27 protein-coding genes and 2 pseudogenes are annotated in these 25,433 nt (G+C 60.7%); 16 read left to right on the top strand and 13 right to left on the bottom strand.

What is annotated here, in order from left to right; translation table 11 throughout:
• Positions 1–40 precede the first annotated feature (40 nt).
• Both JF290_RS00145 and JF290_RS00140 read right to left on the bottom strand, forming a co-directional pair.
• Complete coding sequence (locus JF290_RS00145) at positions 41–991, bottom strand: TRAP transporter substrate-binding protein (RefSeq protein ID WP_425503899.1); 951 nt, start codon at positions 989–991, stop codon at positions 41–43.
• Between the two features lie 62 nt (positions 992–1,053).
• Positions 1,054–2,241: a pyridoxal-phosphate-dependent aminotransferase family protein gene (locus tag JF290_RS00140; protein ID WP_199022689.1), complete on the bottom strand. Its 1,188-nt coding sequence runs from the start codon at positions 2,239–2,241 to the stop codon at positions 1,054–1,056.
• Positions 2,242–2,438: 197 nt separating this feature from the next.
• Here JF290_RS00140 and JF290_RS00135 point away from each other — a divergent pair, with 197 nt between their 5' ends.
• From JF290_RS00135 to JF290_RS00120, 4 genes are all read left to right on the top strand, one after another.
• Complete coding sequence (locus JF290_RS00135) at positions 2,439–5,255, top strand: FAD-binding and (Fe-S)-binding domain-containing protein (protein WP_233155071.1); 2,817 nt, start codon at positions 2,439–2,441, stop codon at positions 5,253–5,255.
• Between the two features lie 9 nt (positions 5,256–5,264).
• Positions 5,265–5,948: a GntR family transcriptional regulator gene (locus JF290_RS00130; RefSeq protein ID WP_199022687.1), complete on the top strand. Its 684-nt coding sequence runs from the start codon at positions 5,265–5,267 to the stop codon at positions 5,946–5,948.
• A 99-nt stretch (positions 5,949–6,047) separates the two neighbouring features.
• Entirely contained in the window at positions 6,048–6,824 is a 777-nt protein-coding gene (locus JF290_RS00125; RefSeq protein ID WP_199022686.1) for an enoyl-CoA hydratase/isomerase family protein, read from the top strand.
• Positions 6,821–8,023 carry a CaiB/BaiF CoA transferase family protein gene (locus JF290_RS00120; RefSeq protein ID WP_233155069.1) on the top strand — a complete coding sequence of 401 codons (1,203 nt, stop codon included), beginning with the start codon at positions 6,821–6,823 and terminating at the stop codon, positions 8,021–8,023. Before JF290_RS00125 ends, JF290_RS00120 begins: the two co-directional genes overlap by 4 nt.
• 226 nt (positions 8,024–8,249) lie before the next feature.
• Here the strand turns inward: JF290_RS00120 and JF290_RS00115 are convergent, their stop codons facing one another.
• From JF290_RS00115 to JF290_RS00105, 3 genes are all read right to left on the bottom strand, one after another.
• Positions 8,250–8,606, bottom strand: a complete 357-nt coding sequence (locus JF290_RS00115; RefSeq protein WP_199022684.1) for a DUF1428 domain-containing protein — start codon at positions 8,604–8,606, stop codon at positions 8,250–8,252.
• Positions 8,607–8,640: 34 nt separating this feature from the next.
• A complete protein-coding gene (locus JF290_RS00110; RefSeq protein WP_199022683.1) occupies positions 8,641–9,108 on the bottom strand; it encodes a VOC family protein in 468 nt (155 codons plus the stop codon).
• A gap of 103 nt (positions 9,109–9,211) precedes the next feature.
• Positions 9,212–10,177 carry a LysR substrate-binding domain-containing protein gene (locus tag JF290_RS00105; RefSeq protein WP_199022682.1) on the bottom strand — a complete coding sequence of 322 codons (966 nt, stop codon included), beginning with the start codon at positions 10,175–10,177 and terminating at the stop codon, positions 9,212–9,214.
• Positions 10,178–10,322: 145 nt separating this feature from the next.
• Here JF290_RS00105 and JF290_RS00100 point away from each other — a divergent pair, with 145 nt between their 5' ends.
• Positions 10,323–12,758 (top strand): GcvT family protein, encoded by a 2,436-nt coding sequence (locus JF290_RS00100; RefSeq protein ID WP_199022681.1) that lies wholly within the window; start codon positions 10,323–10,325, stop codon positions 12,756–12,758.
• Positions 12,759–13,093: 335 nt separating this feature from the next.
• On the opposite strand, the gene JF290_RS00095 is transcribed toward JF290_RS00100, so the two are convergent.
• Entirely contained in the window at positions 13,094–13,480 is a 387-nt protein-coding gene (locus tag JF290_RS00095) for a YciI family protein (protein WP_199022680.1), read from the bottom strand.
• 101 nt (positions 13,481–13,581) lie between these two features.
• Here JF290_RS00095 and JF290_RS00090 point away from each other — a divergent pair, with 101 nt between their 5' ends.
• The 6 genes from JF290_RS00090 to JF290_RS00065 all read left to right on the top strand — a co-directional run bounded on the left by JF290_RS00090 (position 13,582) and on the right by JF290_RS00065 (position 19,082).
• Positions 13,582–14,463 carry a fumarylacetoacetate hydrolase family protein gene (locus JF290_RS00090; RefSeq protein ID WP_199022679.1) on the top strand — a complete coding sequence of 294 codons (882 nt, stop codon included), beginning with the start codon at positions 13,582–13,584 and terminating at the stop codon, positions 14,461–14,463.
• 2 nt (positions 14,464–14,465) lie between these two features.
• Positions 14,466–15,128, top strand: coding sequence for a malonic semialdehyde reductase (locus tag JF290_RS00085; RefSeq protein ID WP_199022678.1), 663 nt, complete (start codon positions 14,466–14,468; stop codon positions 15,126–15,128).
• Between the two features lie 111 nt (positions 15,129–15,239).
• The gene (locus JF290_RS00080) at positions 15,240–16,313 is read left to right on the top strand and encodes a C4-dicarboxylate TRAP transporter substrate-binding protein (RefSeq protein ID WP_199022677.1); all 1,074 of its coding nucleotides are present in this window, start codon (positions 15,240–15,242) and stop codon (positions 16,311–16,313) included.
• Between the two features lie 32 nt (positions 16,314–16,345).
• A complete protein-coding gene (locus JF290_RS00075; RefSeq protein ID WP_199022676.1) occupies positions 16,346–16,897 on the top strand; it encodes a TRAP transporter small permease subunit in 552 nt (183 codons plus the stop codon).
• Positions 16,894–18,198, top strand: coding sequence for a TRAP transporter large permease (locus JF290_RS00070; RefSeq protein WP_199022675.1), 1,305 nt, complete (start codon positions 16,894–16,896; stop codon positions 18,196–18,198). Before JF290_RS00075 ends, JF290_RS00070 begins: the two co-directional genes overlap by 4 nt.
• Before the next feature lie 11 nt (positions 18,199–18,209).
• Positions 18,210–19,082, top strand: coding sequence for a dioxygenase family protein (locus tag JF290_RS00065; RefSeq protein ID WP_199022674.1), 873 nt, complete (start codon positions 18,210–18,212; stop codon positions 19,080–19,082).
• A 9-nt stretch (positions 19,083–19,091) separates the two neighbouring features.
• Here JF290_RS00065 and JF290_RS00060 read toward each other — a convergent pair whose 3' ends face one another.
• The 6 genes from JF290_RS00060 to JF290_RS00035 all read right to left on the bottom strand — a co-directional run bounded on the left by JF290_RS00060 (position 19,092) and on the right by JF290_RS00035 (position 22,372).
• A complete protein-coding gene (locus JF290_RS00060) occupies positions 19,092–19,772 on the bottom strand; it encodes a GntR family transcriptional regulator (protein ID WP_199022673.1) in 681 nt (226 codons plus the stop codon).
• A 553-nt stretch (positions 19,773–20,325) separates the two neighbouring features.
• A complete protein-coding gene (locus JF290_RS00055; RefSeq protein WP_199022672.1) occupies positions 20,326–20,703 on the bottom strand; it encodes a hypothetical protein in 378 nt (125 codons plus the stop codon).
• Positions 20,700–21,080, bottom strand: a complete 381-nt coding sequence (locus JF290_RS00050) for a DUF488 domain-containing protein (protein ID WP_199022671.1) — start codon at positions 21,078–21,080, stop codon at positions 20,700–20,702. The genes JF290_RS00055 and JF290_RS00050 overlap by 4 nt, the downstream gene beginning before the upstream one ends.
• Positions 21,077–21,415: a carboxymuconolactone decarboxylase family protein gene (locus JF290_RS00045; protein WP_199022670.1), complete on the bottom strand. Its 339-nt coding sequence runs from the start codon at positions 21,413–21,415 to the stop codon at positions 21,077–21,079. Before JF290_RS00045 ends, JF290_RS00050 begins: the two co-directional genes overlap by 4 nt.
• Positions 21,408–21,896, bottom strand: a complete 489-nt coding sequence (locus JF290_RS00040; protein WP_199022669.1) for a hemerythrin domain-containing protein — start codon at positions 21,894–21,896, stop codon at positions 21,408–21,410. Before JF290_RS00040 ends, JF290_RS00045 begins: the two co-directional genes overlap by 8 nt.
• A 20-nt stretch (positions 21,897–21,916) precedes the next feature.
• Complete coding sequence (locus JF290_RS00035) at positions 21,917–22,372, bottom strand: group III truncated hemoglobin (RefSeq protein ID WP_233155068.1); 456 nt, start codon at positions 22,370–22,372, stop codon at positions 21,917–21,919.
• A gap of 87 nt (positions 22,373–22,459) precedes the next feature.
• Between JF290_RS00035 and JF290_RS00030 the strand changes: the two genes are divergently transcribed.
• The 4 genes and pseudogenes from JF290_RS00030 to JF290_RS00015 form a co-directional block, all read left to right on the top strand.
• Positions 22,460–22,795 (top strand): Rrf2 family transcriptional regulator, encoded by a 336-nt coding sequence (locus JF290_RS00030; RefSeq protein WP_199022668.1) that lies wholly within the window; start codon positions 22,460–22,462, stop codon positions 22,793–22,795.
• Between the two features lie 5 nt (positions 22,796–22,800).
• Entirely contained in the window at positions 22,801–23,034 is a 234-nt protein-coding gene (locus JF290_RS00025) for a hexameric tyrosine-coordinated heme protein (RefSeq protein ID WP_199022667.1), read from the top strand.
• Positions 23,016–23,306: a DUF6522 family protein gene (locus JF290_RS00020; protein ID WP_233155066.1), complete on the top strand. Its 291-nt coding sequence runs from the start codon at positions 23,016–23,018 to the stop codon at positions 23,304–23,306. The genes JF290_RS00025 and JF290_RS00020 overlap by 19 nt, the downstream gene beginning before the upstream one ends.
• 448 nt (positions 23,307–23,754) lie before the next feature.
• Positions 23,755–24,304, top strand: a pseudogene (locus JF290_RS00015) (IS5 family transposase); the annotation flags it as partial.
• 33 nt (positions 24,305–24,337) lie between these two features.
• Here JF290_RS00015 and JF290_RS00010 read toward each other — a convergent pair.
• A pseudogene (locus JF290_RS00010) lies at positions 24,338–25,069 on the bottom strand (IS5 family transposase).
• Positions 25,070–25,180: 111 nt separating this feature from the next.
• Between JF290_RS00010 and JF290_RS00005 the strand changes: the two are divergent.
• Positions 25,181–25,433, top strand: a 253-nt coding sequence (locus JF290_RS00005; protein WP_199023206.1) for a transposase, incomplete at its 3' end; no start/stop codon positions are given.

The raw sequence follows: 25,433 nt of genomic DNA, 5'->3' as shown, positions 1-25,433 counted from the left end.
GTCGACAGAGGGCCATGGTTGGCCCCCTGCACGGTTCAGGTCAGGACCCGGATGCGAGGTTCTGAATTCGCTCGATGAGTTCCGCCCCGCCATCCACGGTGTTTGCGAACTCTTCGTAGATCGGTGCCGAGGCTTCGATGAAAGCTGCGTTGTCGGCCTCGTTGATTTGAACACCGGCATCCCGGATCACCTGCAAGAGTTCTTCTTCGAGCTTTGCGGCATGGTCGTAAACGAAGTCCTGCGTCTCGGATCCGCAGGCTTCAAGGTCGGCGCGCACGTCCTCGGGCAGCTTCTGCCACTGGTTTTCGGCGACCAGCACGTAGCCGGGCGTGTAAACGTGGCCGGTGATCGACAGGTATTCCTGCACTTCCTGGAACTTGGCCGATGCAATCTGCGCGTAGGGGTTTTCCTGCCCGTCGATGACGTTGGTCTGGAGCGCGGTGAACACTTCCGAGAACGCCATGGGCGTCGGATTGGCGCCATACAGCTGGAACATCTTCACCCGCCATTCAGCGTTTGGAGTGCGCAGCTTCACGCCTTGCAAATCTTCGGGCGTGTTGATCGGTCGAGTGTTGTTGGTGATGTGGCGGAAACCGTTTTCGAAGTAGCCGATGATCCGGTAGCCCTCGCCGAGTGCCGCGTCCTGAAAAACGTCGCCCAGTTCAGCCTGGATGCGGCGCATGTGGTCGCGGTCTTGCACGATATACGGCATCTCGAACACGCCGAATTCCGGGGCGACCGATGACATCACCGACGAGGGCAGCGAAAAGTCGACCTGACCGAGTTTCAGCTTCTGCAGCAGTTCGCGGTCGTTGCCAAGCTGGCTTGCACCGAACGTCTGGACTTCGGCGCGATCGCCCAGCTTGCCGTTGGCGCATTCGGCAAATGCGTTGGCCGATGCCTCGAACAGCGAACCGGGATTGCCGACGTGACCGAAGCGCAGTGTCATATCCGCAGCGCTTGCGGCGAGCGGCAAGGCAATGGCGGCCACACTGGCGAGTATGGTTGCTTTCAGTTTCATGGTTTTCCTCCCTTTGATGCCCCTCCCGGGCGTTATTCAGCGGCGAACCGCTCTTCTGTCGTTTCCTTGAGATGCTCCATCGCGGCTTGCGCTCCGCCGGATCGATGCGGGATGCCGGCCTTGGCCAGGCCCATTTCCACGCCGGACAATGTTGCCATCAGCATCAGGTCATTGAAATCCCCGAGGTGTCCGATGCGGAACACCTTGTCGGCAACCTTGGACAGGCCGTTGCCGAGCGAAATATCGTAATACTTGAGCGTGGTCGCCCGGAACGCATCGGCGGAATGCCCCTCCGGAACGAGAACCGCTGTCAGCACACCGGATTCCTGACCTTGCCGCGCGCAGAGCACCTCCAGCCCCCAGGCGCGCACCGCTGCACGGGTTGCCGCGCCGTGGCGGGCGTGGCGGGCAAAGACATTGTCCAACCCCTCCTCGTGAAGCATGTCGATGGCTTCGTTCAGACCATAAAGCAGGTTCGTTCCCGGCGTGTAAGGAAAATAGCCGTTGGCGTTGGGTCCGACCATGTCCTGCCAGTCCCAGTAGCTGCGTGGCATGGTGACCGATTTCGCGTGCTCCAACGCCTTTTCGCTGACGGCATTGAAGCTCAGCCCGGGCGGCAGCATCAATCCCTTCTGAGATCCGGAGACGCAGACATCCACGCCCCACTCGTCAAAGCGGAAGTCGATCGAGGCAAGGCCCGAGATCGAGTCGACCATCAACAGCGCCGGATGACCCGCCGCGTCGATGGCCTTGCGAACCTCGGCGATGGGCGAAACGGAACCGGTCGAGGTTTCGTTGTGAACCACGCAAACAGCCTTGATATCGTGGTTGGTGTCCGCGCGCAGACGCGCTTCGATGCGATCGGGTTCTGCCCCGCCGCGCCAGTCACCTTCAAGGAACTCGGGCTCCAACCCGATCTTGCGCGCCATCTTGTTCCACAGGGTCGCAAAATGCCCGGTTTCGAACATCAGGACCTTGTCCCCCGGAGACAGAGTGTTCACCAGCGCGGCTTCCCATGCCCCCGTCCCCGACGAGGGAAAAATGAACACGTGCTGCTTGGTCTTGAAGATGGTCTTCATGCCCTCCAGCGCCTTTTGCCCCACCTCGGCGAAATCGGGTCCGCGGTGGTCAATGGTTTGCTGGCCGATGGCCTTGAGAATTCGGTCGGGAACCGCGCTTGGCCCCGGTATTTGCAAGAAGTGTCTGCCAGCCTGGCGCATCGATTCTGGTCCTCCCGAAAGCACCGTTGAGTCGGCGCGATTAACTGTTGATAAAACGTAATTATGAATTCATAATTCAGTCAACATAAAAATCGGGCTCCGGAAACAAGGCGCCGACAGGGGAGGATAATCAGAGTCTCATGCGTGAGAATGCCCGTCTTTCCAACCGCTTGAGTTCTGCGGTCGCAGGTGAGGTCATGACCGACCCCGCGTCGCGGGGACGTTATGCAACGGATGCGTCGATCTACCAGATGATTCCCCAAGCCGTCGTTGTGCCACGCTCGGTTGAGGATATCGAAGCGGCCATGAGCGTCGCGCGGGAAGAGGAAACGCCGGTGCTTCCGCGGGGGGGAGGCACCTCTCAATGCGGCCAGACCGTGAACCGCGCCGTGGTGCTGGACAACACGCGACATCTGAACCGTATTCTGGACATCGACACCGAGAAACTGACGGCGCGGGTGGAACCGGGGCTGGTTCTTGATGAACTGAACCACGCATTGAAACCGCATGGTCTGTGGTTCCCGGTCGATCCGTCCACCGCCTCACGCTGCACGCTTGGCGGAATGGCTGCGAACAACTCGTCAGGCGGCAAGTCCCTGCGCTATGGCATCATGCGCGACAACGTCCGCGCGATATCGGCCATTTTGCCGGATGGAACGAAAGCTCGGTTCAACGGAACCGACCCGGAACCGGGCCCCTATGCCGACCTCGTCACCGACATGCGCGCGCTCGGGCGACGCGAAGCCGCCGAGATCGACGCGCGGTTTCCCAAGGTGCAGCGCCGTGTCGGCGGATACAACATCGATGCGTTGACCGGCAACGAAGTGAACATGGCGCATCTCCTGGTCGGGTCCGAAGGAACGCTGGCCTATTTCACGGAATTGGACCTCGGCCTCGCGCGTTTGCCCGGGGAAAAGGTGACCGGTGTCTGCCACTTCCCCACTTTCTACGCCGCGATGGATGCAGCGCAGCATTTGGTGACACTGAATCCGCAAGCCGTCGAGTTGATCGACGATACGATGATCGCCCTCGGGCGCGATATCCCGTTGTTCCGCAAGACCATCGAGGCCTTTGTCCAGGGAAAGCCCGCGGCTTTGCTGTTGGTCGAATTCGCGGAGGGCAGCGCAGAAGGAAACGCGGCCAAGCTCGGCGAGCTGTCGCAACTGATGGGCGATATGGGTTTCGCCTTCACCGGCTCGGGGCGTACTTGGGGCGGCGTCGTCCCTGTCACCGACAACGGCCTGCAGGGCGCGATCGCAGAGTACCGCAAGTCCGGCCTCAACGTGATGATGTCGATGAAGGAGGCCGGAAAACCGATCTCGTTCGTCGAGGATTGCGCCGTCGCCTTGCCGGACCTCGCGGAATACACTCAGGGTCTGACCGACATCTTCACGCGTTACGGCACCAAGGGCACCTGGTACGCGCACGCGTCCGTCGGGTGTCTGCATGTACGACCGGTACTGAACATGCGGCAGGACAAGGACGTCAAAACCATGCGCGCCATTGCCGAAGAGGCCTTCGACCTCGTCAAGCAGTACAAGGGCTCGCATTCCGGCGAGCATGGCGACGGCATCGTGCGCTCCGAATTCCATGAAAGGATGTTCGGTCGCCGTATCGTGTCGGCTTTCGAAGAGGTGAAGGCCCGCTTCGACCCGAAGGGACTGATGAACCCCGGAAAGATCGTTCACGCGCCGGCCATGGATGATCGCCGCGTCTTCCGCTACGGACCGAACTACGACGTGCCGGATTTCGAAACCGCGCTCGACTGGAGTGCCTGGCCCGGATCGGCTGGCGGTTTCCAGGGCGCGGTTGAAATGTGCAACAACAACGGCGCCTGCCGCAAGCTGAAGGGCGGCGTGATGTGCCCATCCTTCCGCGCCACCCGCAACGAACGCGACGCGACGCGCGGTCGGGCGAACACCCTGCGCCTTGCGATCAGCGGCCAAATCCCCGGAGGTCTGACCTCGGACGCGATGGCGGACACGATGAAATACTGCGTGTCCTGCAAAGCCTGCCGCCGGGAATGCCCGACGGGTGTCGACATGGCACGCATGAAGATCGAGGTGCTGGCGGCCCGACGCAAGGAAAGCGGACTGACACTTGCCGAGAAGCTCGTCGGATATCTGCCGCGATACGCGCCCAAAGTTGCCAAACTGGCGTGGTTGATGAACCTGCGCAACAAGATCGGCCCGGTGCGCCGTTTGGCCGAAGGGCTGACCGGTATCTCGCATCGCCGCGATCTGCCGATCTGGTCGTCAAAGCCCTTTCGGGATGACGAGGCGCAGGAGGCCGATCCGGATGTCCTTCTCTTTGCCGATGTGTTCAACCGCTACTTCGAGCCGGAGAACCTGCGCGCTGCCGTTCGGGTACTGCGCGCATCCGGATTGCGCGTCGCTGTCGCGCGGGATGGCTCGGGCACTGCGCTTGATTGCGGGCGTACACTGCTGGCCGTCGGCTGTGTCGATGACGCACGCGCCGAGGCGCAGCGCGTGATCGATGCCACCAAAGATGCCGTGACGAAGGGCGTTGCGGTGGTCGGCCTCGAGCCCTCCTCCATCCTCACCTTCCGCGATGAGTTTCTGGCGCTCTGTCCCGGTCCCGAAGCGCAGGCGCTGTCCGAGGTGACGCATACGTTCGAGGAGTTCCTGGCCAATCGGCCGGACCTGCCGATGAAGTCGCTGCGCCGCCCGATCTTCGTGCACGGCCACTGCCACCAGAAGGCGCAGGATGCGGTCACGCCGATGCTGGATCTTTTGAAGCGGATTCCGGACGCGGACGTGCACATGATTGAAAGCAGTTGCTGCGGAATGGCCGGCGCATTTGGCTACGCGCCCGATACGATCGACGTGTCACTCAAGATGGCGAACCTTGATCTGTTCCCGGCTTTGCAGGCCGCACCGGACGACGCGATCATCGTGGCGGATGGGACCTCGTGCCGCCACCAGATCGCCGATGGCACGGCCCGCCGCGCGATGCATGTCGCGCGCTTGCTGGATCAGGCCATTGATGGATAGGATGCGGACATGAACCTTACGAAACGCATCAAACGCCCGACACTGCACGAAGAATTGGTTGAACGGCTACGCAACCTTGTCGTCGAAGACGCATTGAAACCGGGCGAAAAAGTGCCGGAGAAAGACCTATGCGAGTCCTTCGGCGTGTCGCGAACACCCTTGCGCGAAGCGTTGAAGGTGCTGGCGTCCGAGGGGCTGGTGGTGTTGCAGGCCAACCGTGGCGCCCGCGTGGCCGAGGTGACCCCCGAAGAGCTTGAAAAGACATTCCCCGTGATCGCGATGCTTGAACAACTCGCTGGTGAACTGGCCTGCAAGAATCTCAGCGATGCCGGGATCGCAAGTATTGAAAAGCGTCACGAGGCGATGGTCAAAGCCTTCCACGCGCGGGATATCAAATCGTATTTTCAGGCCAATCAGGACATCCACGCCGCCCTGATCGAGGGCGCACGGAACGACATCCTGGAATCGCACCATCGCCTGCTTGCCGCCCGCGTCCGCCGCGCGCGGTTCATGGTGAACCTGTCCGACGAACGCTGGGCGCAGGCCATTCAGGAGCATGAGCAGATGATGGACAAGCTGCGCGAGCGCGACGCAGACGGGTTGGGTCGACTCATGAAGATGCACATGATGAACAAATACGCGGCCCATATCAAAGCGCTGTCGGACAAACCCGAACACTCCGACCAGAGCTGACATGCGGCCACGTCAATAGGCAAGACCGCAGGGTGTGGCCCTGATGCAGACGTTTTATCTCAGCAGCATTTTGGCGCTTCCAGGAAGGACAGACGACAGATGACCAACGAACTCATATCCGAGCAGCGCGGAACGACACTCTGGGTTACGTTCAATCGCCCCGAAGCGCGCAATGCGATCACATTTGGCATGTACGAGGACCTCGCGCGCCTCTGCGCCGATGTTCCCACCGACGGATCGGTGCGGGCGATGGTCGTCAAGGGTGCCGGGGGCAAGGCTTTCGCGGCGGGCACTGACATGACTCAGTTCCGCGCTTTCGAGACCGAACAGGATGCGCTCGACTACGAGGACGAGATCACCCGGGTCCTGACTGCGGTCGATCAGTGTCCTGTCCCGACGGTGGCGGCGATCCATGGAGCCTGCACCGGTGGAGGGGCGTCCATCGCGGCGGCCTGCGATATCCGGATCAGCAGCGCCCAGCTGAAATTCGGTTTCCCGATCGCGCGCACGCTTGGCAATTGCCTGAACGCGGGGAATCTGGCCCGCCTGAGCGAGTTGATCGGCGCGGGACGCGTGCGCGAGATGATCTTCACGGCCCGCCTGATGGGAGCGGAAGAGGCCTTGGCCGCCGGCCTCGTCTCCCAGGTTTTGCCGGATGAGGACACGCTCATGGAACGGGCTGAGACGTTGGCCGAGCATCTGGCAGCCATGGCCCCGCTGACCTTGCGCGCCACCAAAGAAGCGATGCGCCGCAACCGGGCAGCACTTGCCGCACAAGACGCCGACCTGATTGCGCTCTGCTACATGAGCAATGACTTCAAACACGGGCTCGAGGCCTTCCTCACGAAATCCAAGCCAGAATGGAGCGGGACATGAGCGGACAAGGCCCTCTGGCAGGAATGAAGGTGATCGAGCTGGCGCATATCATGGCTGGCCCGGCCTGTGGCATGATGCTGGCCGATATGGGCGCTGACGTCATCAAGGTCGAGAAACCCGATGGCGACGACAGTCGCCGCTTCCTGCCACCGGATATCAACGGTGAGAGCGCGGCTTACATGATGATGAACCGCAACAAGCGGGGCATTGCCTTGAACCTGAAAACCCCCGATGCCATCGAGGTCCTCCGCAAGTTGCTCGACAGCGCCGATGTGGTGATCGAAAACTATCGCCACGACACGATGGAGCGGCTTGGCCTCGGCTATGAAACTCTGCGCAAGACCAACCCAAAGCTCGTGTACTGCGCGGTCTCGGGCTTCGGTCGGACCGGACCCTATGCCGAACGCGGCGGGTTCGATCTGATCGCCCAAGGCATGTCCGGCCTCATGTCGATCACCGGCGAAGGGCCTGGACGCCCACCCGTCAAACCGGGTGCGCCGATCGCCGACATCACCGCAGGCTTTCTTGCTGCTTTGGGCTGCGTGGCGGCATATTCCCATGCGCGGGCCACCGGGCAAGGCCAGATGGTCGATACATCGCTCTTCGAGGCCGGAATTTCGCTGACCTACTGGCAATCGGCGATTGCGTTTGCCACGGGCGAGGCTCCCGGCGCGATGGGATCCGCCCATCCGCTCAACGCACCGTATCAATCGTTTCGGACCCGAGATGGGTGGATCAACATCGGAGCTGCCAACCAACGCAACTGGTTGCGTCTGCTTGAGGTGATCGAAGCACCCGAATTGACCGAGGATCCGCGATTTTCCAGCAACTTCGACCGAATAAACAATCTGCAGGAGCTGGTCCCGCTCCTCGAAAGCCACCTCGAACAGCGGGACACGGACGACTGGATGGTCCGTATGCAAGCGGCCGGTCTGCCCGCCGGACCGGTGATGGATATCTGCGAAATGCACCGCGATCCTCAGGCGCTTGCGCGGGACATGATCGTCGAAACCGACCATCCTGTCGCGGGTGCGGTCAAGGCCATAGGATTGCCGATCAAATTCAGCGACACGCCTGGCGGGGTTGTGCGCCCGGCCCCGACCCTCGGCCAACATGGGCCGGAAGTCTTGTCGGAACATGGGTATTCACAGACGCAGATCGACGCACTGACACAGCAAGGCACCTTGATCGTCGCGTGACATGTCCGCGCGAAACAGCGGCGCCCCAGGTTTGTGCCCATGGGTTTTGCGCATCCATGGTGGACACGGCTGCGGTTGACGCACGACCGAAATCGTCGGGCGTCGGGTTGACTGGGAGAAGTGACAAGGGAACCCGAGGTCGGCAACGGCCTCGACCGGGATCGGGACATCAAACCCGAACTGGTTTGCGTTTCGATAGGCCGAAGGCATATGTCGCGAAGCTTGCCTAGCCGCCCCACTCGAATATCGGTTCGAAGCCGGCCCACATCATCCGTTTCCCATCAAAGCACATCTCGGGCATGTCTTGCCAACGCTCGTCGGTTTCCATCTTCTGCGCGGCGGCCTCGTAGGTTGCCTTGTCAGGCCATTCGATCCACGAGAACACGACTGTCTCGTCGTCCTTCGCCTTCACCGCGCGTTTGAAATCGGTGACCTTGCCGTCGGGGACGGAATCACCCCAGCATTCCACGATCCGGGTCGCTCCGTAGTCCGCGAAAATCGGCGCCGCTCTTTCAGCCAGATCGCGATAGGCGTCTTTTCTGTCGGTGGGGCAGGCAATCAGTACTCCCTGAATGTAGCTCATTGGGTTTCTCCTTAGTTGCGGGCGCGACGATCATTCAAGCGCGAGATGCGGCCTCCAGCGCCGCGATGTCCAGTTTGCCCATCTGCCTCATCGCTTGCATCACACGTTTCGCCGCGGCGCGGTCGGGATCGGCGAGCATGCGGGGCATGATTTTCGGCACGATCTGCCAAGACACGCCCCAGCGGTCCTTTAGCCAGCCGCAGTAACTCTCCTCACCGCCATCCTCTGTCAGAGCGGTCCAAAGCCGGTCGGTCTCGTCCTGATCCTCGGTCAGAACCGAGATCGACGCCGCGAGTCCCGGGATGAAGGGCGGCCCGTCATTCAAGATCATGTAGGGTGCGCCCCCCAAGGTGAATTCGATCACGAGCGGAGGACCATCCGGGTCGGGGTGCACGGTGTTCTCGATACTGCTGTCGGGCAGCAGCGAGACATAGAAATCAGCGGCTTCATGGCCGTTGCCGTTGAAGCCGAGACAGGTGCGGACCTTCGCATTGAACTCCATGTCTTTTTCCTCATGAAACCTGGGCGACCGCATCTGCCATGGCAAACAACATACCAGATTTTTTGTGTCATTGATTACGTTGAATTTGCCGGCAGCACCTCGGTCACTGGGGGCGGAGTTCTGATCCGGTCGGCAGTTCCCGCAATTGATTTGGCACGATCAACTCGACTCCCTTCGGCCCCTGCAAGAAATCCGCGCAACCGTCGACGAACATCTGCACCAAACGGCGCTTCGGTCCCGGCGGGAACCCAAGAGACAGAGTGACTCCCGAAGATGCGCCGGATACCGGCAGGCATCTGACCTCGGAGCCTGCGTAGGGCGGCACGTCACGGGGGCGCATGTTCAGCAGCGACACCCCGATCCCGGCAGCAACGAGCGAGCGCACCATCTCGGTCGAATTTGCGGTGGCCACGATGCGGAAGGTCTCGCCGCTCTGTTCCAGCAGCTCCATGTAGTAGCCCCGCGCGGCCGGTCGGTCCAAAAGGATCAGCGGCTCGCCCGCGATCTGGCTGACCGGCACCGCCCCGCTTGCCGCGAAGGGATGGTCCGCCGGACACAGGCAATAGGTCGGCGCGTGGATCAGCGGTCGCGTCGCGATCTGAGGATTTGGCAGGTCGGCAACGAAAAGGATCACGTCGAACCGCCCGTCCAGAAGGCCCTTCTGAACGGAGGTATTGTCCCCTTCGACAAAGGACAACGCCACATCGGGATGCGCGGCCAGCATCGGTGCGCAGATCGCCGGAAGGAAAGCCGGTGCGATCGGGGCGTTGTAGCCGATCGCCAAGGTGCCGGAGAGTCCGGATTTCAGGTCGGCCACGTCACACAGCAGGCTGTCGTATCGCTCCAACAGGTCGTCGATGCGGCGCAGCACGTCGCGGCCGGCCCGAGTCGGAAAGATCCCCTTCGCCCGCGCCCGCGTCGCAAGGACCACGCCGAAGGTGTCCTCCGCCTGCTTCAGTGCCGTGGCGATGGCCGAGGGGGCGACGTGCATCGCCTCTGCGGCCGCGGCGATGCTACCGAGTTGTAGGGCCGACTGAACGTAGCGCATCGCGCGCACGGAAAGGGTCATGATCATAACCTGTGTTTTTCAGATTATATACCGCCGTTTAAACTGTTTTTCCATGGAAGCACTCTCTGTCAATCTGATTGCACCGCGGCAGCGAGTCTCCGCGATGGCCCGCCGGTCGATATCCGCATCCAGATAGGGGCATCAGATGAAATCCAGAACCAAGGTCGTCGTGATCGGTGGGGGCATCGCGGGATGTTCCACGCTCTACCACCTGACGCAGGAAGGCTGGACGGACATCGTTCTTGTCGAACGCAACGAGTTGACCAGCGGCACGACCTGGCACTCGGCAGCGCAGGTGACGAACTTCGGGATGACCCAGACCATGGTGGGGCTGAAGTCGCATTCCATCAAGCTCTATCAGGAGCTGGCCGCCGACCCCGAGTACCCGATCAACTACCATCATGGCGACGGCGGCATCCGGCTGGCCAATACGCCCGAGCAGATGCAAGGCTATCGGCATTTTGCGTCGATGGCGCGGGGGATGGGCGTGGAGTACGAGATTCTTGACGCGGCGGAATGCGCCCGCCGCCATCCGCTGATCTCGACCGACCGCCTGTTGGGCGGTCTCTGGGACGGGATGGATGGCGACATCGACCCCGCCCAACTGTGCCAGGCGCTGGCGCGGCGCGCGCGCAAGGCGGGGGCCGAGATCTATCGCAACACCCCGGTGACCGCCCTGACCCAGCACAAGGACGACACCTGGACGGTGCATACAGACCACGGGGAAATCGACTGCGACATCGTGGTGAATGCCTGCGGCTACCGGGTGAACGAGGTCGGCGCGATGATGGGGGTGCATCACCCCGTCGCCTCGATGGAGCACCAGTACTTCCTGACGGAGCCGATCCAGGCGATCACCGATTTCGGCAAACGCGTACCGCTGTTGCGCTGCCCGATCGACGATTTCTACTCCCGGCAGGAAAAGCAGGGGCTGCTCGTGGGGTTTTACGAGCAGGACTGCAAGACCTGGGGGATGGACGGGATCGACCCGGGCTTTGTCAATGCGCTCTGCCCCGACGATCTGGAGCGGATCATTCCGGTGCTGGAAAATGTCTTCAAGCGGATGCCCGTGCTACAGGAGGTGGGCATTCATACGGTCGTCAACGGCCCGATCACCTACAGCATCGACGGCGCGCCGCTCGTTGGCCCGATCCCTGGCAAGCGGAACGCCTTTTGCATCATCGGCCTGCGCGCGGGGCTGGGCGAAGGCGGCGGTCACGGCTGGCTGCTGGCCCAGCAGATCGTCCATGGCGAAGCCTGCTATGACACCTGGGTCATCGACCCCCGCCGGTTTTCTGGGCACGCGAATGTCGAACTGACCGCTCTGAAGGCGATCGAAGACTACCAGAACGAATTCCGCTTTCATTTCCCTCATGAACACCGTCCCGCCGGTCGGCCCGCCAAGACCACGCCCCTGACGCCCGTTCTGGCGGCCGAGGGCGCTGAATTCACGGTTGTGAATGGCTGGGAACGCGTGGACTACATCAAACCTTCGCCCGATTTTCACCCCAGCCTCACGTTCGATTTCGACGAAGCCTTCGACGTTGTCGGAGCCGAAGTGCGCAACGTCGCAGAGAACGTCGGCCTGACAGAGGTCAACGGGTTCAACCGGATCGAGATCACCGGCGCCGACCGCCACGCTTTCCTTGACCGGATGATCTGTGGCACCGTCACAAAGCGCGACGGCCGCGTCGGGCTGGGATACCTCTTGAACCAATACGGCTGCATCAAGGCCGAGGCGACGGTGGCCAACCTGCCACAATCCGACCGTGGGCCTGCCCGGGTTTGGTACGGATCGGCGGCGGCGAGCGAATATCACGACATGGACTGGCTGGCGGCACATCTGGTGGCGGGCGAAGACGTGCAGTTGCGCAGCCTGACCAACGATTACACGAGTCTCGTCCTGGCCGGGCCGAAGGCCCGCAAGGTGCTGTCGGCCTGCGCCCGGGGCGACTGGTCAAAGGAGGCGTTTCCCTGGCTTTCGGTGCGGGAATGCTTCATCGGTTTCGCCCCCGCGACGGTGATGGGCGTGAGCTTTTCCGGAGAACTGGCCTATGAAATCCACGTCCCCAACGCATCTGCCTACGCCGCCTGGCTGGCGTTGCGGAAAGCGGGCGAAACGGAGGGTCTGAAACTGTTCGGCGCCCGTGCCGTCGAGTCGATGCGCATGGAAAAGGGCTTCCTGCATTGGAAGTCCGACCTGATCACGGAGTTCGACCCGTTCGAGACCGGGCTCGGCCGTTTCGTGAAGATAGACAAAGCCGATTTCGTCGGGAAGACAGCCCTCACAAAGCGCAGGGCAGACGGGCCGCGCAAGTCCTTCGTCACGCTCCGGATCGACGCGCATCACGCACCGGCGCGGGGCGGTGCCTCGCTGATGCAGGGCGGTACCGTCGTGGGCACCGTCACCTCCGCCGATTGGGGTCACCGAGTGCAGATGAACCTCGCCTATGCCTTCGTCAATCCATCCCTCGCGGCTGTCGGAAGCCGGGTGCAGCTGGACATGTATGGAGACCTCGTCGCTGCCGAGGTCATGGCACCGTCGCCCTATGACCCGAGTTTTGCGCGGATGAGGAGCTGAACGACTGAACCCGCGGGGCAACGCCGGGAGACATTTCGGGTTCTGCGTCGGGTCTCCATCCGACCGAACTGGGTGTCGTTCGGTAGCGAATGATCAGTCAGGGAGCAGACAATGGGTCGCCCGGTTGCAAGAATCTCCGGCTGCTTCATGATCGCTTCGCCGATACGAATAGCGACCGAACAGGGCCTGGGCCTGCTTGATCCCCTACACCCGCCCTTCGGCAACCCGAGTGACATGCACACTCTTATCGAACGGTCCTCACCGCCCCGAGCAAACGCCTTCGTACGAAGATCCTGTCGAGCATGTCACGACGAAAACGGCGTTGAGAACCTAACTCAGCCGAATTTCACGTTTTGTGCCGACAGCGCGACGGAAAGCGACAGAGACCCTTCGTTGATCAGCCAGCGCCGCAGAACGAAATTGCGCGCGCCCTCGGCATGCATCGGGTCCGCCTCAGCCAGCGCGCGGGCTTCGTCAAACGAACCGGCGCGGTATATGATCAGGCCGGTGCCTTGCATGAGATTACCCGTCTCGTCCGAAACCGGCCCCGCGAGGAACAAGGCACCGCGGGCTTCAAGCTCTGCCTGATAGGCCAGATGCGCCGGCAGGGTGTCCTTGACCTTGGCGGCATCGCCTGCGGGCGTGGAGAGAACCATGTAGAGTTCATGGGCCAAGCCCCCCCGCCCGCGAGCCTCGGCAGCGTAGTCATCCCAGCTTGGCATGTCGGTCTCCCGTTGTATTTCAAAATATCGATTTTATTTGACTTGATGCTTCTTTATCGCCAAAACACGAGTCGATCAACACAGAGTTTGAGGAGTCTGATATGCGTTTTCTCGTTGGCACCGTCGGAGACGTGCAAAGTGTCTTCGCCGTGGAGGGCGACCAGGCCACCAATCTCACCTTCGCCGTGCCGGAGATCGGGCGCGACCTGTCCGCGCTCACCGCGTCTCCCGAGCTTTTGGACCGGGCCAAGGGCGCGCTTGGCAAGGGTGAGACCGTGGCTCTGTCCGACATCGTGCCAGCGCTACCGATCGGCGTTCCGGGCAAGTTCATCTGCCTTGGCCTCAATTATGTCGAGCACATCAAGGAAGGCGGCTATGACATTCCCGACTATCCCGCCTTGTTCATGCGCGGTCACAATTCGCTGATGGCCGCAGGCGCGCCAATGGTGCGTCCGGCCTGTTCGGAAAAGCTCGACTACGAGGCCGAGCTGTGTCTGATCATCGGCAAGGGTGGGCGTCACATTCCCGAGGACGGGGCGCTTGACCACGTCTTCGGCTACACCGTGTTCAACGATGGCTCGGTCCGCGACTACCAGCGCAAGACGCACCAGTGGACGCCCGGCAAGAACTTCGACGACACGGGCGCCGTGGGGCCAATCGTCGTGACGCCGGATGAAGTGCCCGAAGGCGCGAGCGGATTGAAGATCGAAAGCCGTGTCGGAGACGAGATCCTGCAATCGTCCAACACATCGAACATGATCTGGGGCGTCGCGCGCACCATCGCGATCATCTCGGAATACACGACGTTGCATCCCGGCGATCACATCGCGCTCGGCACACCTCCGGGTGTCGGCCACGCCAAGAAACCCGATCCGCGCTGGCTGCGCCCGGGCGAAACCATCGAGATCGAGATCGAAGGCATCGGCATCTGCGCGAGCCCCGTGATCGACGAAGACACCGCGGCAACCAGAACGGTGGCCTGACGATGACGGATGGAAAGGACGCCATGACCGACCTGCGCCAGAGCGCCCAAGATGCGGTTCGCGGTCTGCGGGCGCGCAAGCCGCACCTGGATGACGACTCCATCGACGTGATCCTGCGCGATGCCCGCTCGCACTATGCTTGGACCGACAAACCGGTCAGCGACGAGATGCTGAATACCCTGTTCGACATCACGATCCAGGGCCCCACCAGCATGAACACCTGCCCTGCCCGCTTTGTCTTCGTGCGCAGTGACGAGGGCAAGGATCGTCTGGCGAAATCGCTCAAGGCCAAGAACATCGACAAGATGCGGGCCGCCCCCGTGACGGCGATCATCGCTTGGGATCCGCTTTACTGGCAGCGGCTGGATTTCCTGTTCCCGCACGAGGACCGCAAACCCCTGTTCGAGGGCAAGGAAAAGTACGCACATGACACCGCGTTTCGAAACTCCACGCTTCAGGGCGCGTATTTCATGATCGCCGCACGCGCGATGGGGCTGGATGTCGGCGCGATGTCCGGGTTTTCAAACGCCATCGTGGATGAAGAATTCTTTGCGGAGAACGGGTGGAAATCGAACTTCCTGTGCAACATCGGCTACGCGGACGAAACCGCGCTGTTTCAAAAACTTCCGCGTTTCGAATTCGACGATGTGTGTGAGGTGATCTGAGGGATACGCAGTCGAGGGAGGACGCAACGACCGCGCGAACCTGCACTGGAATGAAGCCTGACTGAACAAAACAAACCGGGCGTTAAGGCCCGACTTTCTGGGAGGAAATACATGAAACATATGATGAAACGCAGCCTTTTCGGCGCGGCGATGGCAACCGCAGTGGCGCTGCCTTCCGTGGCGCAGGAAAAGATCTCGGCAGTGGTGATCGACGGCTACCCGGCGCGCGCGCTCTGGGTCGAGGAATTCACCAACTTCTTCATCCCCGAGGTCAACCGCCGCCTTGCCGAAACCGGCAATTTCGAGATGGAATGGCAGGAGAACTATGGCGGTTCCATCGTGAAACCGCGCGGGGTTCTCGAAGGTATCCAGCTTGGCCTTGGCGATATCGGCATCGTCACAACGATCTTCCATTCGTCCAAACTGCCCAGCCAGGGGATCGCCGGGTCGACGCCATTCGTGTCCTCCGATGCGCGTGCGGTGGCCAAGGCCGTGGACGAGATCGCCCGCGAGTTTCCGGCGATGAACAACGAATTCAAAGCCCAGAACCAGGTCTACCTGGCGACCGGCGTCGTCCTTGATACCTACCAGGTATTCTGCTCGTCCGAAGTGTCTTCTGTCGCCGATCTGGAAGGCAAGAAGATCGCCGGCGCCGGCGTGAACCTGCGCTATCTTGAGGGGATCAAGGACGCCGCCGGCGTGCGCGGGGGCCTGACCGATTTCTACAACATGGTTCAGACCGGACTCACGGATTGTGCAATGTTGTGGCCCGAAGCGGCCTCGACCTTCAAGATCGCCGAAGTGGCGCCCTTCATGCTCGAAGCCGATCTGGGCGCGGTCAACACCAAGACCGTGACCGTGAACGCCGACTATTGGGCCGGGCTTCCGGACGAGGTCAAGGAGGTGTTGCAGGCCGTCGCCATCGACTATCGCGACCACGTGGCCGGCATCGCCATGGACCTCGCCCAAGCCTCGCGGAACACCTATGTCGAGCAAGGCGGCACGATTGTCGAACTCTCCGACGAAGACCGGGCCGCGTGGGCCAACGGCATGCCGAACATCGCGAAGGAATGGGCTGAAACGCTGAACAACAGCGGCGAACCCGGCACCGAGATGCTGGCGGCCTATCTGGGCAAGCTGTCGGATGCGGGCTTTGACGGCGTCCGCGACTGGACAGCGGAATAATCCCGAACGGCGATCCGGAAGAGGCCTGAACCATGCTCAAATCTGCCGTTGCCGGCGTGTCCCGGATCGCCAATACCCTTGCGATCGCGTCCAATGCCCTGGGCACCCTCGTTGTGCTGGCGTTGGTCGTGATCCTGAATGTCGACGTGATCGCGCGCGGCGTATTCTCGGCCCCGATCAAGGGCACCTACGAGATAGTGCAGTTCTCGGTCGTCCTGATCGTGTTTCTGCAACTGGCCGATGTCGTTCGGGTGGACCGGCTGACACGATCCGACGGATTTCTGAATGTCGTCGAGGGACGTCGCCCCAGGGTCGCCGCCAACATGCGGCGCATCATCAACGCGCTCTCGGCCATCTTCATGGGTCTGATCGCCTATATCACCTTCCCCGAGTTTCTTCATATGTGGAACACGCAGGATTACTTCGGTGTGCGGGGTCTCTTCACCCTGCCGTGGTGGCCGGTGAAGCTGGTCATCACGCTGGGCACGGCGCTGTCCTGCCTGATCTTCGTGCTCAAGGTGATCGCGGGGAAAGACCGCTCGGAACTGGTCCGCACGCCCGAACATGACGAGACGTCGCAATGACCCCCATCGAGATCGGCCTCATCTCGGTCGTGGCCATCGTCTTTCTGATCTACTCGGGCGTCTATATCCCGATCGCGCTCGGCATGGTTTCCTTCGTGTCGATCTGGCTGATGCGGAACAATTTCACCCTGGCGCTAAACCTGCTGAAGGTTGCCGTTGGCGACAGCGCGATGGAATACAGCTTTGCCACCATCCCGCTCTTCACCTTCATGGGGCTGATCGTGTCCAAGGCCGGATTGGGCCGCGACATCTATGAGGTCATGACCATGCGGTTCCGCAAGGTCAAGGGTGGGATCGGCATGGCGACCGTGGGCGCGAACGCCGTGTTTGCCGCTGTGACCGGATCGTCCATCGCCTCGGCCTCGGTCTTCACCAAGGTATCGGTCCCCCAGATGATGGCGCAGGATTACAACCCGCGTTTCGCGGTGGGCGTCGTAGCCGGATCGTCGGTTCTGGGCATGATCATTCCGCCCTCGGCCATGCTGATCATCTATTCCTTCGTGGCCGAACAATCCGTCGGCGACATGTTCCTCGCCGGTGTCATTCCGGGCATACTCCTCGCCATCGCCTATGTGACGGCCATCTGGGTCATGGGGCGTTTCACCCCGGGCTTCGTCGGCGGGCGGGTCGTTGACGACACTGAATGGATGTCGGGCGGCGAGATAGCCTCCAAGACGCTGCCGACCCTCTTCCTGATCACCGTCGTTCTGGGCGGGATCTACACCGGCTGGCTCACCGCCGTCGAAGCAGGTGCCGCGGGCGCGCTGGTCGCCCTGATCATCGCATTCTTCCGCAAGTCCATGACGCTCAAGGCGTTCTGGCATGCGCTGCTGGAAACCGGCCACATCACGGCGGCGATCCTGTTCCTGATCACCGCCGCGTCGATCTACAGCCGGATGCTGGGGCTTGCCGGACTGCCGAACCAACTCGAAGACCTGCTGGCGGGCAGTTCCGCGTCGTTCTGGACGGTCATGCTGCTCTACGTGTTGCTCATGCTATTTCTCGGCACGCTTCTGGACACCGCGTCGATCATCCTGATCGTCGTACCGCTGTTTCTGCCATTGGCGGAGGCGCTCGACATGTCGCTGATCTGGTTCGGGATCATCACAGTGGTCGGAGCGGAAATCGGACTGCTGACGCCACCGCTGGGCATATCGTGTTTCGTCATCAAGTCGACCATCGATGACGACCGCATCTCGCTCAAGGACGTGTTCATGGGGGCGTTGCCCTTCGCCTTCGTGATGCTGATCGTCCTCCTCATCCTGATTGAATTCCCGATCCTAAGTCTGGCCCTCATCTAAGGAGTGATCTCATGCGCGACGTCACAAAGGACAACATCACCGATGTCTTCATGGGCTACATGAGCCCCGACATGGACCCGCGCCTGCGCGAAGTTCTGAGCAGCCTTGTGCGGCATCTGCACGACTTCGCCCGCGAGGTGAACCTGACCCATGATGAATGGAACACGGGCATCGCCTTTCTCGAAGCGGCCGGCGAGATCTCGGACAAGGAGCGGCATGAATTCGTGCTGCTGTCCGACGTGCTCGGCCTGTCGTCGCTGGTCGACATGCTGCATTCGCACCCCGAAGGCACGTCGTCGTCGGTGCTGGGGCCGTTTCACATCACCGGCTCCCCGCCCCTGCCCCTTGGTGGCGATCTGCGCAAGGATTTCGACGACACGGTGCTGCTGGTCCAAGGCACGATCCGCGATCCCGACGGCACTCCGATTCCGGGGGCGACACTCGACATCTGGCAGACCGCGCCGAACGGGCTGTATTCAAGCCAGGATCCCGATCAAGACACCTATTCCTTCCACGGCATCCAGACCGTCGGTACCGACGGCCGCTATCGGTTCACCTCTGTGCGTCCGGTGGAATACACCGTGCCCTCCGATGGCCCGGTCGGAGACATCCTGCGCGCCTGCGGCCGCCACCCGTGGCGCCCCTCGCACCTGCATTTCATCGTCGAGGCTGAGGGGTTCAAACCGTTGGTGACCGAGGTTTTCGCGGCAGATGATCCCTATCTCGATCAGGACACTGTCTTTGGCGTGCGAAAGGATCTGGTCATGTCCTACCAGGAGATGCCCGCAGGCAGTTTCCCCGAAGCAGGGTTTGAACTGTCCGGTCAGGTCGATGAGCCCTACCTGAAAGTCGAATTCGACCTGACGCTGGTCAGGCAAGCCTGACCGGGAGCATCATTTCGAGAACCCCTTGCCGATCAAACCGGCGAGGAATTCTCCGGTCAACCGGTAGTGGTGCAGCAATCGTTTCGATGCCAGGTCCGGATCGCGCGCGACAACCGCCTCCAGAACGCCGGCGTGTTCTTCGCTGACGTCGCGTTTCTTGTAGTTGAGCGTGTTGCCCGCCAAGAAGCGGTACCGGATGTTGAGATCGTAGAGCTGCGAGCAGAATTTCAGCAGGATCGGCGATTTCGCGTTCGCCAGCAGCGCCATGTGAAAGGCCTTGTGCAATGGCTCGAAGCTCTTGGGACCGGTGTCACTGGCGCGTTGCATGCGATGATGGGCAAGCACTACGCATTCTTCCCACGCGTCCGTGGCATTGGCGATGCTTTCACGAAGGGCCAGATCCTCGAGGGTGGAACGCAGCATGAGGATCTCTTCGAAATTCTCGGCACTGACTTCGGCGGCGCGAAACCCGCGCTGATCAATCCGTTCGACGAGGTTGTCGGACGTGAGCAGGCTGAGCGCCTCGCGAATGGGAGAGGCCCCGGTGTCGAGCAGTTTGCGCAAAACGTCGATCTTGAGTTTCTCGCCCGGTTTGAGCTGTCCGGTCACGATCATCTCGCGCAATTCCAGATAGGCGCGGTGCGTCGCCGACCCTTCCGTCGGCTCGGCATCGTTTGGAATAATATTCATACGCTCTCCCGTCGATCGAAGTCATCGCTCCGGGCGGCATCGCCAGTCCCGACTTGAAATGATGTAGTCCCAGTTTTCACGCCGGAAATCCGGGGCTGAAAAAGCTGTCTTCCAATCACTCTTTTACGATATATGCTCCCAACAGAAAGAAAATCGATATTTTTCCGCTACGGACCGAGGATTTTTTAAAGCTTGGAGCAGAAGGCGGGCGCTACGCAACCCAGACCTCCTTGGCGCTCGCGCCCAACCCAATGCAATCGTCACAACAGCTTATGCGCTTTGCGAGGAGACAACTGATACCCGGAATCCATTGTGCAAATCAGTCGTGCAGAAATTCAAGTGTATGGGATAAGGCGAACGCCAAGATGACAAGGATTGGAGGGCGTTTGAAGCACAACGAAACTGTCTTGTCGTTCTTGAAGGCATAGGTGCTCACGGCGATGTCATGTTCGGCCGTTGTGAAACAGGCTGGGCGCCACGCTTTGAGGCGAAGAGGACGACATTGGGACAACCAAAGACACCCGCGAGTTGAATCGGGACGAGGTGCATAAGATCAGGGTGCGCGGGTATCCGGTGCGATCGGCGTCTCGACGGTTGATGTCAGGACTTGTTCTAACTGCAAGTGGCTGAAGCTTTCCGGAGGGCCGACGCCAAAGCCAGGGGTGAACCCCGAGGCCGAGAACCGTCGACTGAAGCGCGTCGGCCGGGGTGACCGAGGAGCGCTGTACTCAAACAATGCAACGGCTTGCTTCGCGCGCTTTACCGCCGAAAGCACCACATCCCAGAAGAATGAGAACGCGTTTACGCCAAGGTCGAAGCAGCACGTGATCTGGGCGTCGAGCAGGTGCGGGGCGGTGGCCGCAGGGATCAGGTTGACCGCGAAGGGCCGGTCAGTCGCGATGCGCCGCGCGGGTTTCGGATCCTCCGTCACGTTACGTCCTCAGAGGACCGTCTCTCGCGCAGAAACTCGCGCAGCACCACGGCCTGGTTGTGATCGCGGTCCTTCGCGCCGTAGAGCAGGACAACAGGGCCTTTTCGGCACCAAGCCAGACAGCTTTCCACGGCCTCCTTGTTGTCGTCCAGTTCGCCCCGATAGCGTCGCTGGAATTCACTCCACCTGTCGGGATCGTGACCGAACCAATTGCGCAGTTCGGTGCTCGGGGCGACCTCCTTTATCCAGTCGTCCTGGTCGAGATCGTCCTTGCTGATTCCGCGGGGCCAGACACGATCGACCAGCAGCCGCGCGCCGCAGGTCGCATCCGGATCGTCATAGACCCGTGCGATGTCGATGTCCGGCGCGTTCGTCATCCCGCTGCGTCATCCTCCATAAAGTCCAGCGTCTTGATCGAATGGGCAAAGGCTGCGCCTGCGCGCATCTCGGCCGCGACCCAGATTGCCTCCATGATCTGCTCTTGAGTGGCGCCTGAGCGCCGGGCGGCCTTCACATGGCCATCGATGCACCACAGACATTGCGTGACGTGGGCGACGGCGACAGCGATGATCTGCTTGGTGCGCGAGTCGAGCGCTCCCTCGGCGAACACTGCTTTTGAAAAGGTTCGGAAAGCATCGTCGGCCTCCGGTGCCAGACCGTGACGCCTCTCGGAATGGCCGCGCGTTGCCTGCGGAAAGCGAAGATCAGACATCGTTCGCGCTCCGGGTCTCGAACACCGGAAAGAGCACATCGTTCTCGAGCCGCATGTGTTCCTCGAGGTCGATGATGAATTCTTCCAGCCCGGCATAGAGCGCGATCCAGGTGCGGCAGGCGCCGTCGGGCAATGCGAGGTTTCCAGTCAGCTGACGAATTTCCGCAACCTCGGTCGCATGATCGTCATGGTCGGCGCGCATTGCGGCAATCGGGTTCTCGATGCCCGGACTTCCGCCCTTGCGGATGGCAGGAAAGAGGATCAGCTCTTCCTTCTTCATGTGCACCTCCATCTCGCCGATCATGCGGCGCAAAAGGTCCGACAGCCCAATGGGCAAATGATCGTCACCGGCATGCACGGTTTCGATTTTCTCGGCCATGGCGGCGAGCGGCGGCAGCTGTTGGCGGTGACGCGCATGGTAACGTGTCTCGATATGGCGCGTCAGTTCGCAGGCGTCGTCGGTCGGGACAGCATCAGACATTTGGACATCCTTTTATCTTATCAGCGAAGTATTGGAATGGCGTCGGGAGAAGCCTGCGCCTGCTCGACGGCAATGTGGAGCGAGCGGGCGATACGTTCAGCGCGCTCTATGACATGGGCAGCACCGGCGGGCGGGCAGATCTCGTGTGCCGTCTCCCGGAACAGCGCCAGCCAGCGGCGGAAATGCGCGCCTTCGATAGGCAGAGGCGTGTGTGCGGGCACCGGTCGTCCATGGTAGCGTCCCGTCATCAGCGCGACCGAGGACCAGAACGCCACCATGCGGTCAAGATGCGGCCCCCAATCTTCGATGCGCGCATCGAAAATTGGGCCCAGCACCGGATCATCACGAACCTTTTCGTAGAAGGAGTGAACGAGATCGCGCAGGAGTTGCTCGTCCAGACCCGTTTCGCCCATGATCGCCGCCGTCATCTCGGGCCGGGCGGAGACTATTTTCAAGGACGGGTCGCGAACGGGCATGGAGGCCTCTTGGTTTAAATCTTGCAATGAAGACTAGGTCTGCTAATAGGTACTGTAAATACCGTTTTGCGTGGAACCGTCACAGCGATGCGCCTTGCGTCCTTCACCGACCGCGGATTGCGCATGTTGATGCGCATGCCGAGTGCGCCGTCTCCTGCCTTCTCGACCGCAGACCTTGCCGAGGAGTTCGGGCTGTCATGCAATCATCTGGTCCAGATCATGCAACGCCTGTCCCGCGCCGGTCTGATCGATACGCGCCGTCGCAGTGTTGGAGGTGCAGCTCTTGACAACCCGGCGTCAGAGATCCGGCTGGGCGCCGTGGTGAGCCTGCTTGAAGAAAGGCAGCCGCGTGTACGATATGACCGGCTGAATTCGCCCCCAAATTTCTTCATCGCGAAAACACACACCAAAACAGAAAGGTAGATGACATGACGACTTGGCTGACCACATTGAAGACCGAGACCCCGCAAGAGGGTTATGACCTCGCCGTGAAAATGGCACGCGTCGCGATCAAGATGACCCAACCGGATGCGGACGTTCGCGACAAGCTTCGCCCAGTCTACGCGAAAGACGCGGATGCCCTTATCGCCTCGAGCCAGGTCGTGGCGACGCATTTCGCCACCGTGGCGGCTGCCAACAATTATTGGATCGAGACCCCATGACAAAGATTGAGCGAAAGAACGGCGATTTCGTCGTCGACGCCGCTCTGTTGGCGGATACGTTCGGACTTTCGCAGGAAGAGATCAAAGTGAGGATGCGCGATGGCGCCATCACTTCCCGCTGCGAGACCGGCGTCGAGGAGGACGCCGGCTGTTGGCGACTGACCTTCCACCACAGGGATCGCGCGTGCCGGTTTATCGTCGACGAAACAGGGGAGATTCTCAAGAAAGCGATCTTTCCGATCAAGACGAAATCGCCGACCTCCGGTTCGTAAGGCGAAGGCGCTGACAGATTGATCGGGTCGTGTCTTCCACAATCCCCGTCGATCAAGTTGCGCGATTGACCGTCGAGATGCTTGTGTTCGATCGTCCAGCGTTTCGTTGCATGCTCTTGATCCGAACGGAACCTTGCAGGGCGATCGGCATCATGCCTCCGATCCAAATGCCGCTTCCAATTGCCGGATCGCGCACATTCGGAATCCCACGAAGAACAGCGGGGTATGCACCGATGAGACGCGTGTGGTGTCCCAAATGTTCGTGACGGACCCGGTCTTGCTAACCTGCAGTTCAGCAAAGTGGCCGACGATAAAAGCGCTACCGGCCACACCACTCTTAAAATTGGCCTCGAATTGGCTGTAGGACATCGACCAAGCTGCTTTGAATCAGGGCTGATTGAATTATGTTATGCGGCGTGATTCACGGTTCGAATAACGAGCGGTGAACATGTCAGATCTATTCTGGTTGAGTGACGTGCAGATGGCGCGGCTTGCATCTTGCTTTCCGAAGTTTCATGGCAAGCCTCGTGTTGATGACAGGCGTGTGCTGAATGGGATTATCTTCATCAATCGCAATGGCTTACGGCTGCGCAATACGCCCAGGGAATACGGGTTCACAAGACGCTGTCCAATCGCCGGAAGCGATGGAGCGATAAGGAGATCTTTGCCGAGATGTTGATCGGTTCGGCCGCAGATCACGGTGAAGAGAAGACCGTCATGCTCGACGCGACCTACCTCGAAGCCCACTGCACGGCGTCGAGCCTTGCGCTGAAAAAGGGGGACGTGGCCGTCTGATCGGGCGGACAAAGCGCAGGATAAACACCAAGCTTCACGCGATCTGTGACAGCGCTGGACGCCCACTGAGCTTCTTCGTAACCGCCGGTCAGGTCAGTGATTACATCGGCTCTCGGGCTCTCGTCTCGGGCCAAACATAGGTCAATTGGCTGTTGGGTGATCGAGGCTATGACGCTGAATGGCTCAGAGAAACATCGAAAGACTGAGTTGGCCCTAGGGTCTGGACTCATTGAGTTTCAAAGCCAGTAGATCACGATGGCCGCGAGTGCGATGGCTGACAGGAAGACCTTTGGGCACCTGCGTATCGGGTCGCTACACGTCGCCACTCCTTGAGTCTGCCGAACATGATCTCGATGCAGTTGCGGCGTTTGTAGCGCCGCTTGTCGTACTTGACGGGTTTCTTGCGTTGTCTTCGGCCCGGGATACATGCGCGTATCCCTTTGTCCTGCAAAGCTTCTCTGAACCAGTCGGCATCATAACCGCGATCCCCGAGCAGCGCAAAGCGCGGGCCCCGATGTAATCGCTCACCTGTCCGGCGGTCACGAACAGATCAAGCGGTCGTCCCTGACTGTCGCAAATGGCATGCAGCTTGGTGTTCATGCCGCCTTTGGTCCGTCCGATCAGGCGTCCACGCCCCCCTTTTTCAAGCCCAGACTTGTCGCTGTTCGGTGGGCTTTGAGATACGTTGCATCAATCATCACGGTCTTCTCTTCGCCATGCCCGGCCGCCAGACCCGCCATCATCCGGGCAAAGATGCCTTTGTCGCTCCAACGCTTCCAACGGTTGTACAGCGTCTTATGCGGTCCGTATGCCGCCGGTGCGTCGCGCCAGCGCAAGCCATTGCGATTGACAAAGATAATCCCACTCAACACACGTCGGTCATCGACGCGTGGCTTACCGTGGGATTTCGGAAAATAGAGCTTCAGACGCGCCATCTGCGCGTCGCTCAACAAGAATAGATCAGACATGTTCACCGCTCGTTTTCGAGCCGTGAATCATGCTCTCAATAGAAAATCAATGGGTCCAGACCCTATTTTTATAGACGCTTCGCCGCCTAACTTTGAGCCGAGAAGGCGACCATTGGAACAAGCAACAACAGCGACGAGTTCAAGCGCGATGCGGTGCGTCAGATCACTTTGCGCGGTTATCCGGTGGGGGAGGTTTCCCGGCGCTTGGGCGTGAGCACGCATTCTCTGTATGAATGGATGAAGCTTTTCGCGGACCCAGTTCCTAAGACGGGCGTCGATCACGAGGCCGAGAACCGTCGGCTGAAGTGGGTGCTGGCCCGTGTCATTGAGGAGCGTGACATCCTAAAAAAAGCAACGGCGTACT

It is taken from the genome of Sedimentitalea arenosa, assembly GCF_016428585.1.
Classification (GTDB): Bacteria; Pseudomonadota; Alphaproteobacteria; order Rhodobacterales; family Rhodobacteraceae; genus Sedimentitalea; species Sedimentitalea arenosa.
The sequence above is the reverse complement of the archived record's forward strand: the minus strand, read 5'-3'. Positions and strand labels throughout refer to the sequence as shown.

What these genes read in the sequence shown, in the direction of transcription:
- JF290_RS00140 (WP_199022689.1), bottom strand. Translation starts at nt 2,241, where the DNA reads ATGCGCCAGGCTGGCAGACACTTCTTGCAAATACCGGGGCCAAGCGCG.
- JF290_RS00135 (WP_233155071.1), top strand. Translation starts at nt 2,439, where the DNA reads ATGACCGACCCCGCGTCGCGGGGACGTTATGCAACGGATGCGTCGATC.
- JF290_RS00130 (WP_199022687.1), top strand. Translation starts at nt 5,265, where the DNA reads ATGAACCTTACGAAACGCATCAAACGCCCGACACTGCACGAAGAATTG.
- JF290_RS00125 (WP_199022686.1), top strand. Translation starts at nt 6,048, where the DNA reads ATGACCAACGAACTCATATCCGAGCAGCGCGGAACGACACTCTGGGTT.
- JF290_RS00120 (WP_233155069.1), top strand. Translation starts at nt 6,821, where the DNA reads ATGAGCGGACAAGGCCCTCTGGCAGGAATGAAGGTGATCGAGCTGGCG.
- JF290_RS00115 (WP_199022684.1), bottom strand. Translation starts at nt 8,606, where the DNA reads ATGAGCTACATTCAGGGAGTACTGATTGCCTGCCCCACCGACAGAAAA.
- JF290_RS00110 (WP_199022683.1), bottom strand. Translation starts at nt 9,108, where the DNA reads ATGGAGTTCAATGCGAAGGTCCGCACCTGTCTCGGCTTCAACGGCAAC.
- JF290_RS00105 (WP_199022682.1), bottom strand. Translation starts at nt 10,177, where the DNA reads ATGACCCTTTCCGTGCGCGCGATGCGCTACGTTCAGTCGGCCCTACAA.
- JF290_RS00100 (WP_199022681.1), top strand. Translation starts at nt 10,323, where the DNA reads ATGAAATCCAGAACCAAGGTCGTCGTGATCGGTGGGGGCATCGCGGGA.
- JF290_RS00095 (WP_199022680.1), bottom strand. Translation starts at nt 13,480, where the DNA reads ATGCCAAGCTGGGATGACTACGCTGCCGAGGCTCGCGGGCGGGGGGGC.
- JF290_RS00090 (WP_199022679.1), top strand. Translation starts at nt 13,582, where the DNA reads ATGCGTTTTCTCGTTGGCACCGTCGGAGACGTGCAAAGTGTCTTCGCC.
- JF290_RS00085 (WP_199022678.1), top strand. Translation starts at nt 14,466, where the DNA reads ATGACGGATGGAAAGGACGCCATGACCGACCTGCGCCAGAGCGCCCAA.
- JF290_RS00080 (WP_199022677.1), top strand. Translation starts at nt 15,240, where the DNA reads ATGAAACATATGATGAAACGCAGCCTTTTCGGCGCGGCGATGGCAACC.
- JF290_RS00075 (WP_199022676.1), top strand. Translation starts at nt 16,346, where the DNA reads ATGCTCAAATCTGCCGTTGCCGGCGTGTCCCGGATCGCCAATACCCTT.
- JF290_RS00070 (WP_199022675.1), top strand. Translation starts at nt 16,894, where the DNA reads ATGACCCCCATCGAGATCGGCCTCATCTCGGTCGTGGCCATCGTCTTT.
- JF290_RS00065 (WP_199022674.1), top strand. Translation starts at nt 18,210, where the DNA reads ATGCGCGACGTCACAAAGGACAACATCACCGATGTCTTCATGGGCTAC.
- JF290_RS00060 (WP_199022673.1), bottom strand. Translation starts at nt 19,772, where the DNA reads ATGAATATTATTCCAAACGATGCCGAGCCGACGGAAGGGTCGGCGACG.
- JF290_RS00050 (WP_199022671.1), bottom strand. Translation starts at nt 21,080, where the DNA reads ATGACGAACGCGCCGGACATCGACATCGCACGGGTCTATGACGATCCG.
- JF290_RS00045 (WP_199022670.1), bottom strand. Translation starts at nt 21,415, where the DNA reads ATGTCTGATCTTCGCTTTCCGCAGGCAACGCGCGGCCATTCCGAGAGG.
- JF290_RS00040 (WP_199022669.1), bottom strand. Translation starts at nt 21,896, where the DNA reads ATGTCTGATGCTGTCCCGACCGACGACGCCTGCGAACTGACGCGCCAT.
- JF290_RS00035 (WP_233155068.1), bottom strand. Translation starts at nt 22,372, where the DNA reads ATGCCCGTTCGCGACCCGTCCTTGAAAATAGTCTCCGCCCGGCCCGAG.
- JF290_RS00030 (WP_199022668.1), top strand. Translation starts at nt 22,460, where the DNA reads ATGCGCCTTGCGTCCTTCACCGACCGCGGATTGCGCATGTTGATGCGC.
- JF290_RS00025 (WP_199022667.1), top strand. Translation starts at nt 22,801, where the DNA reads ATGACGACTTGGCTGACCACATTGAAGACCGAGACCCCGCAAGAGGGT.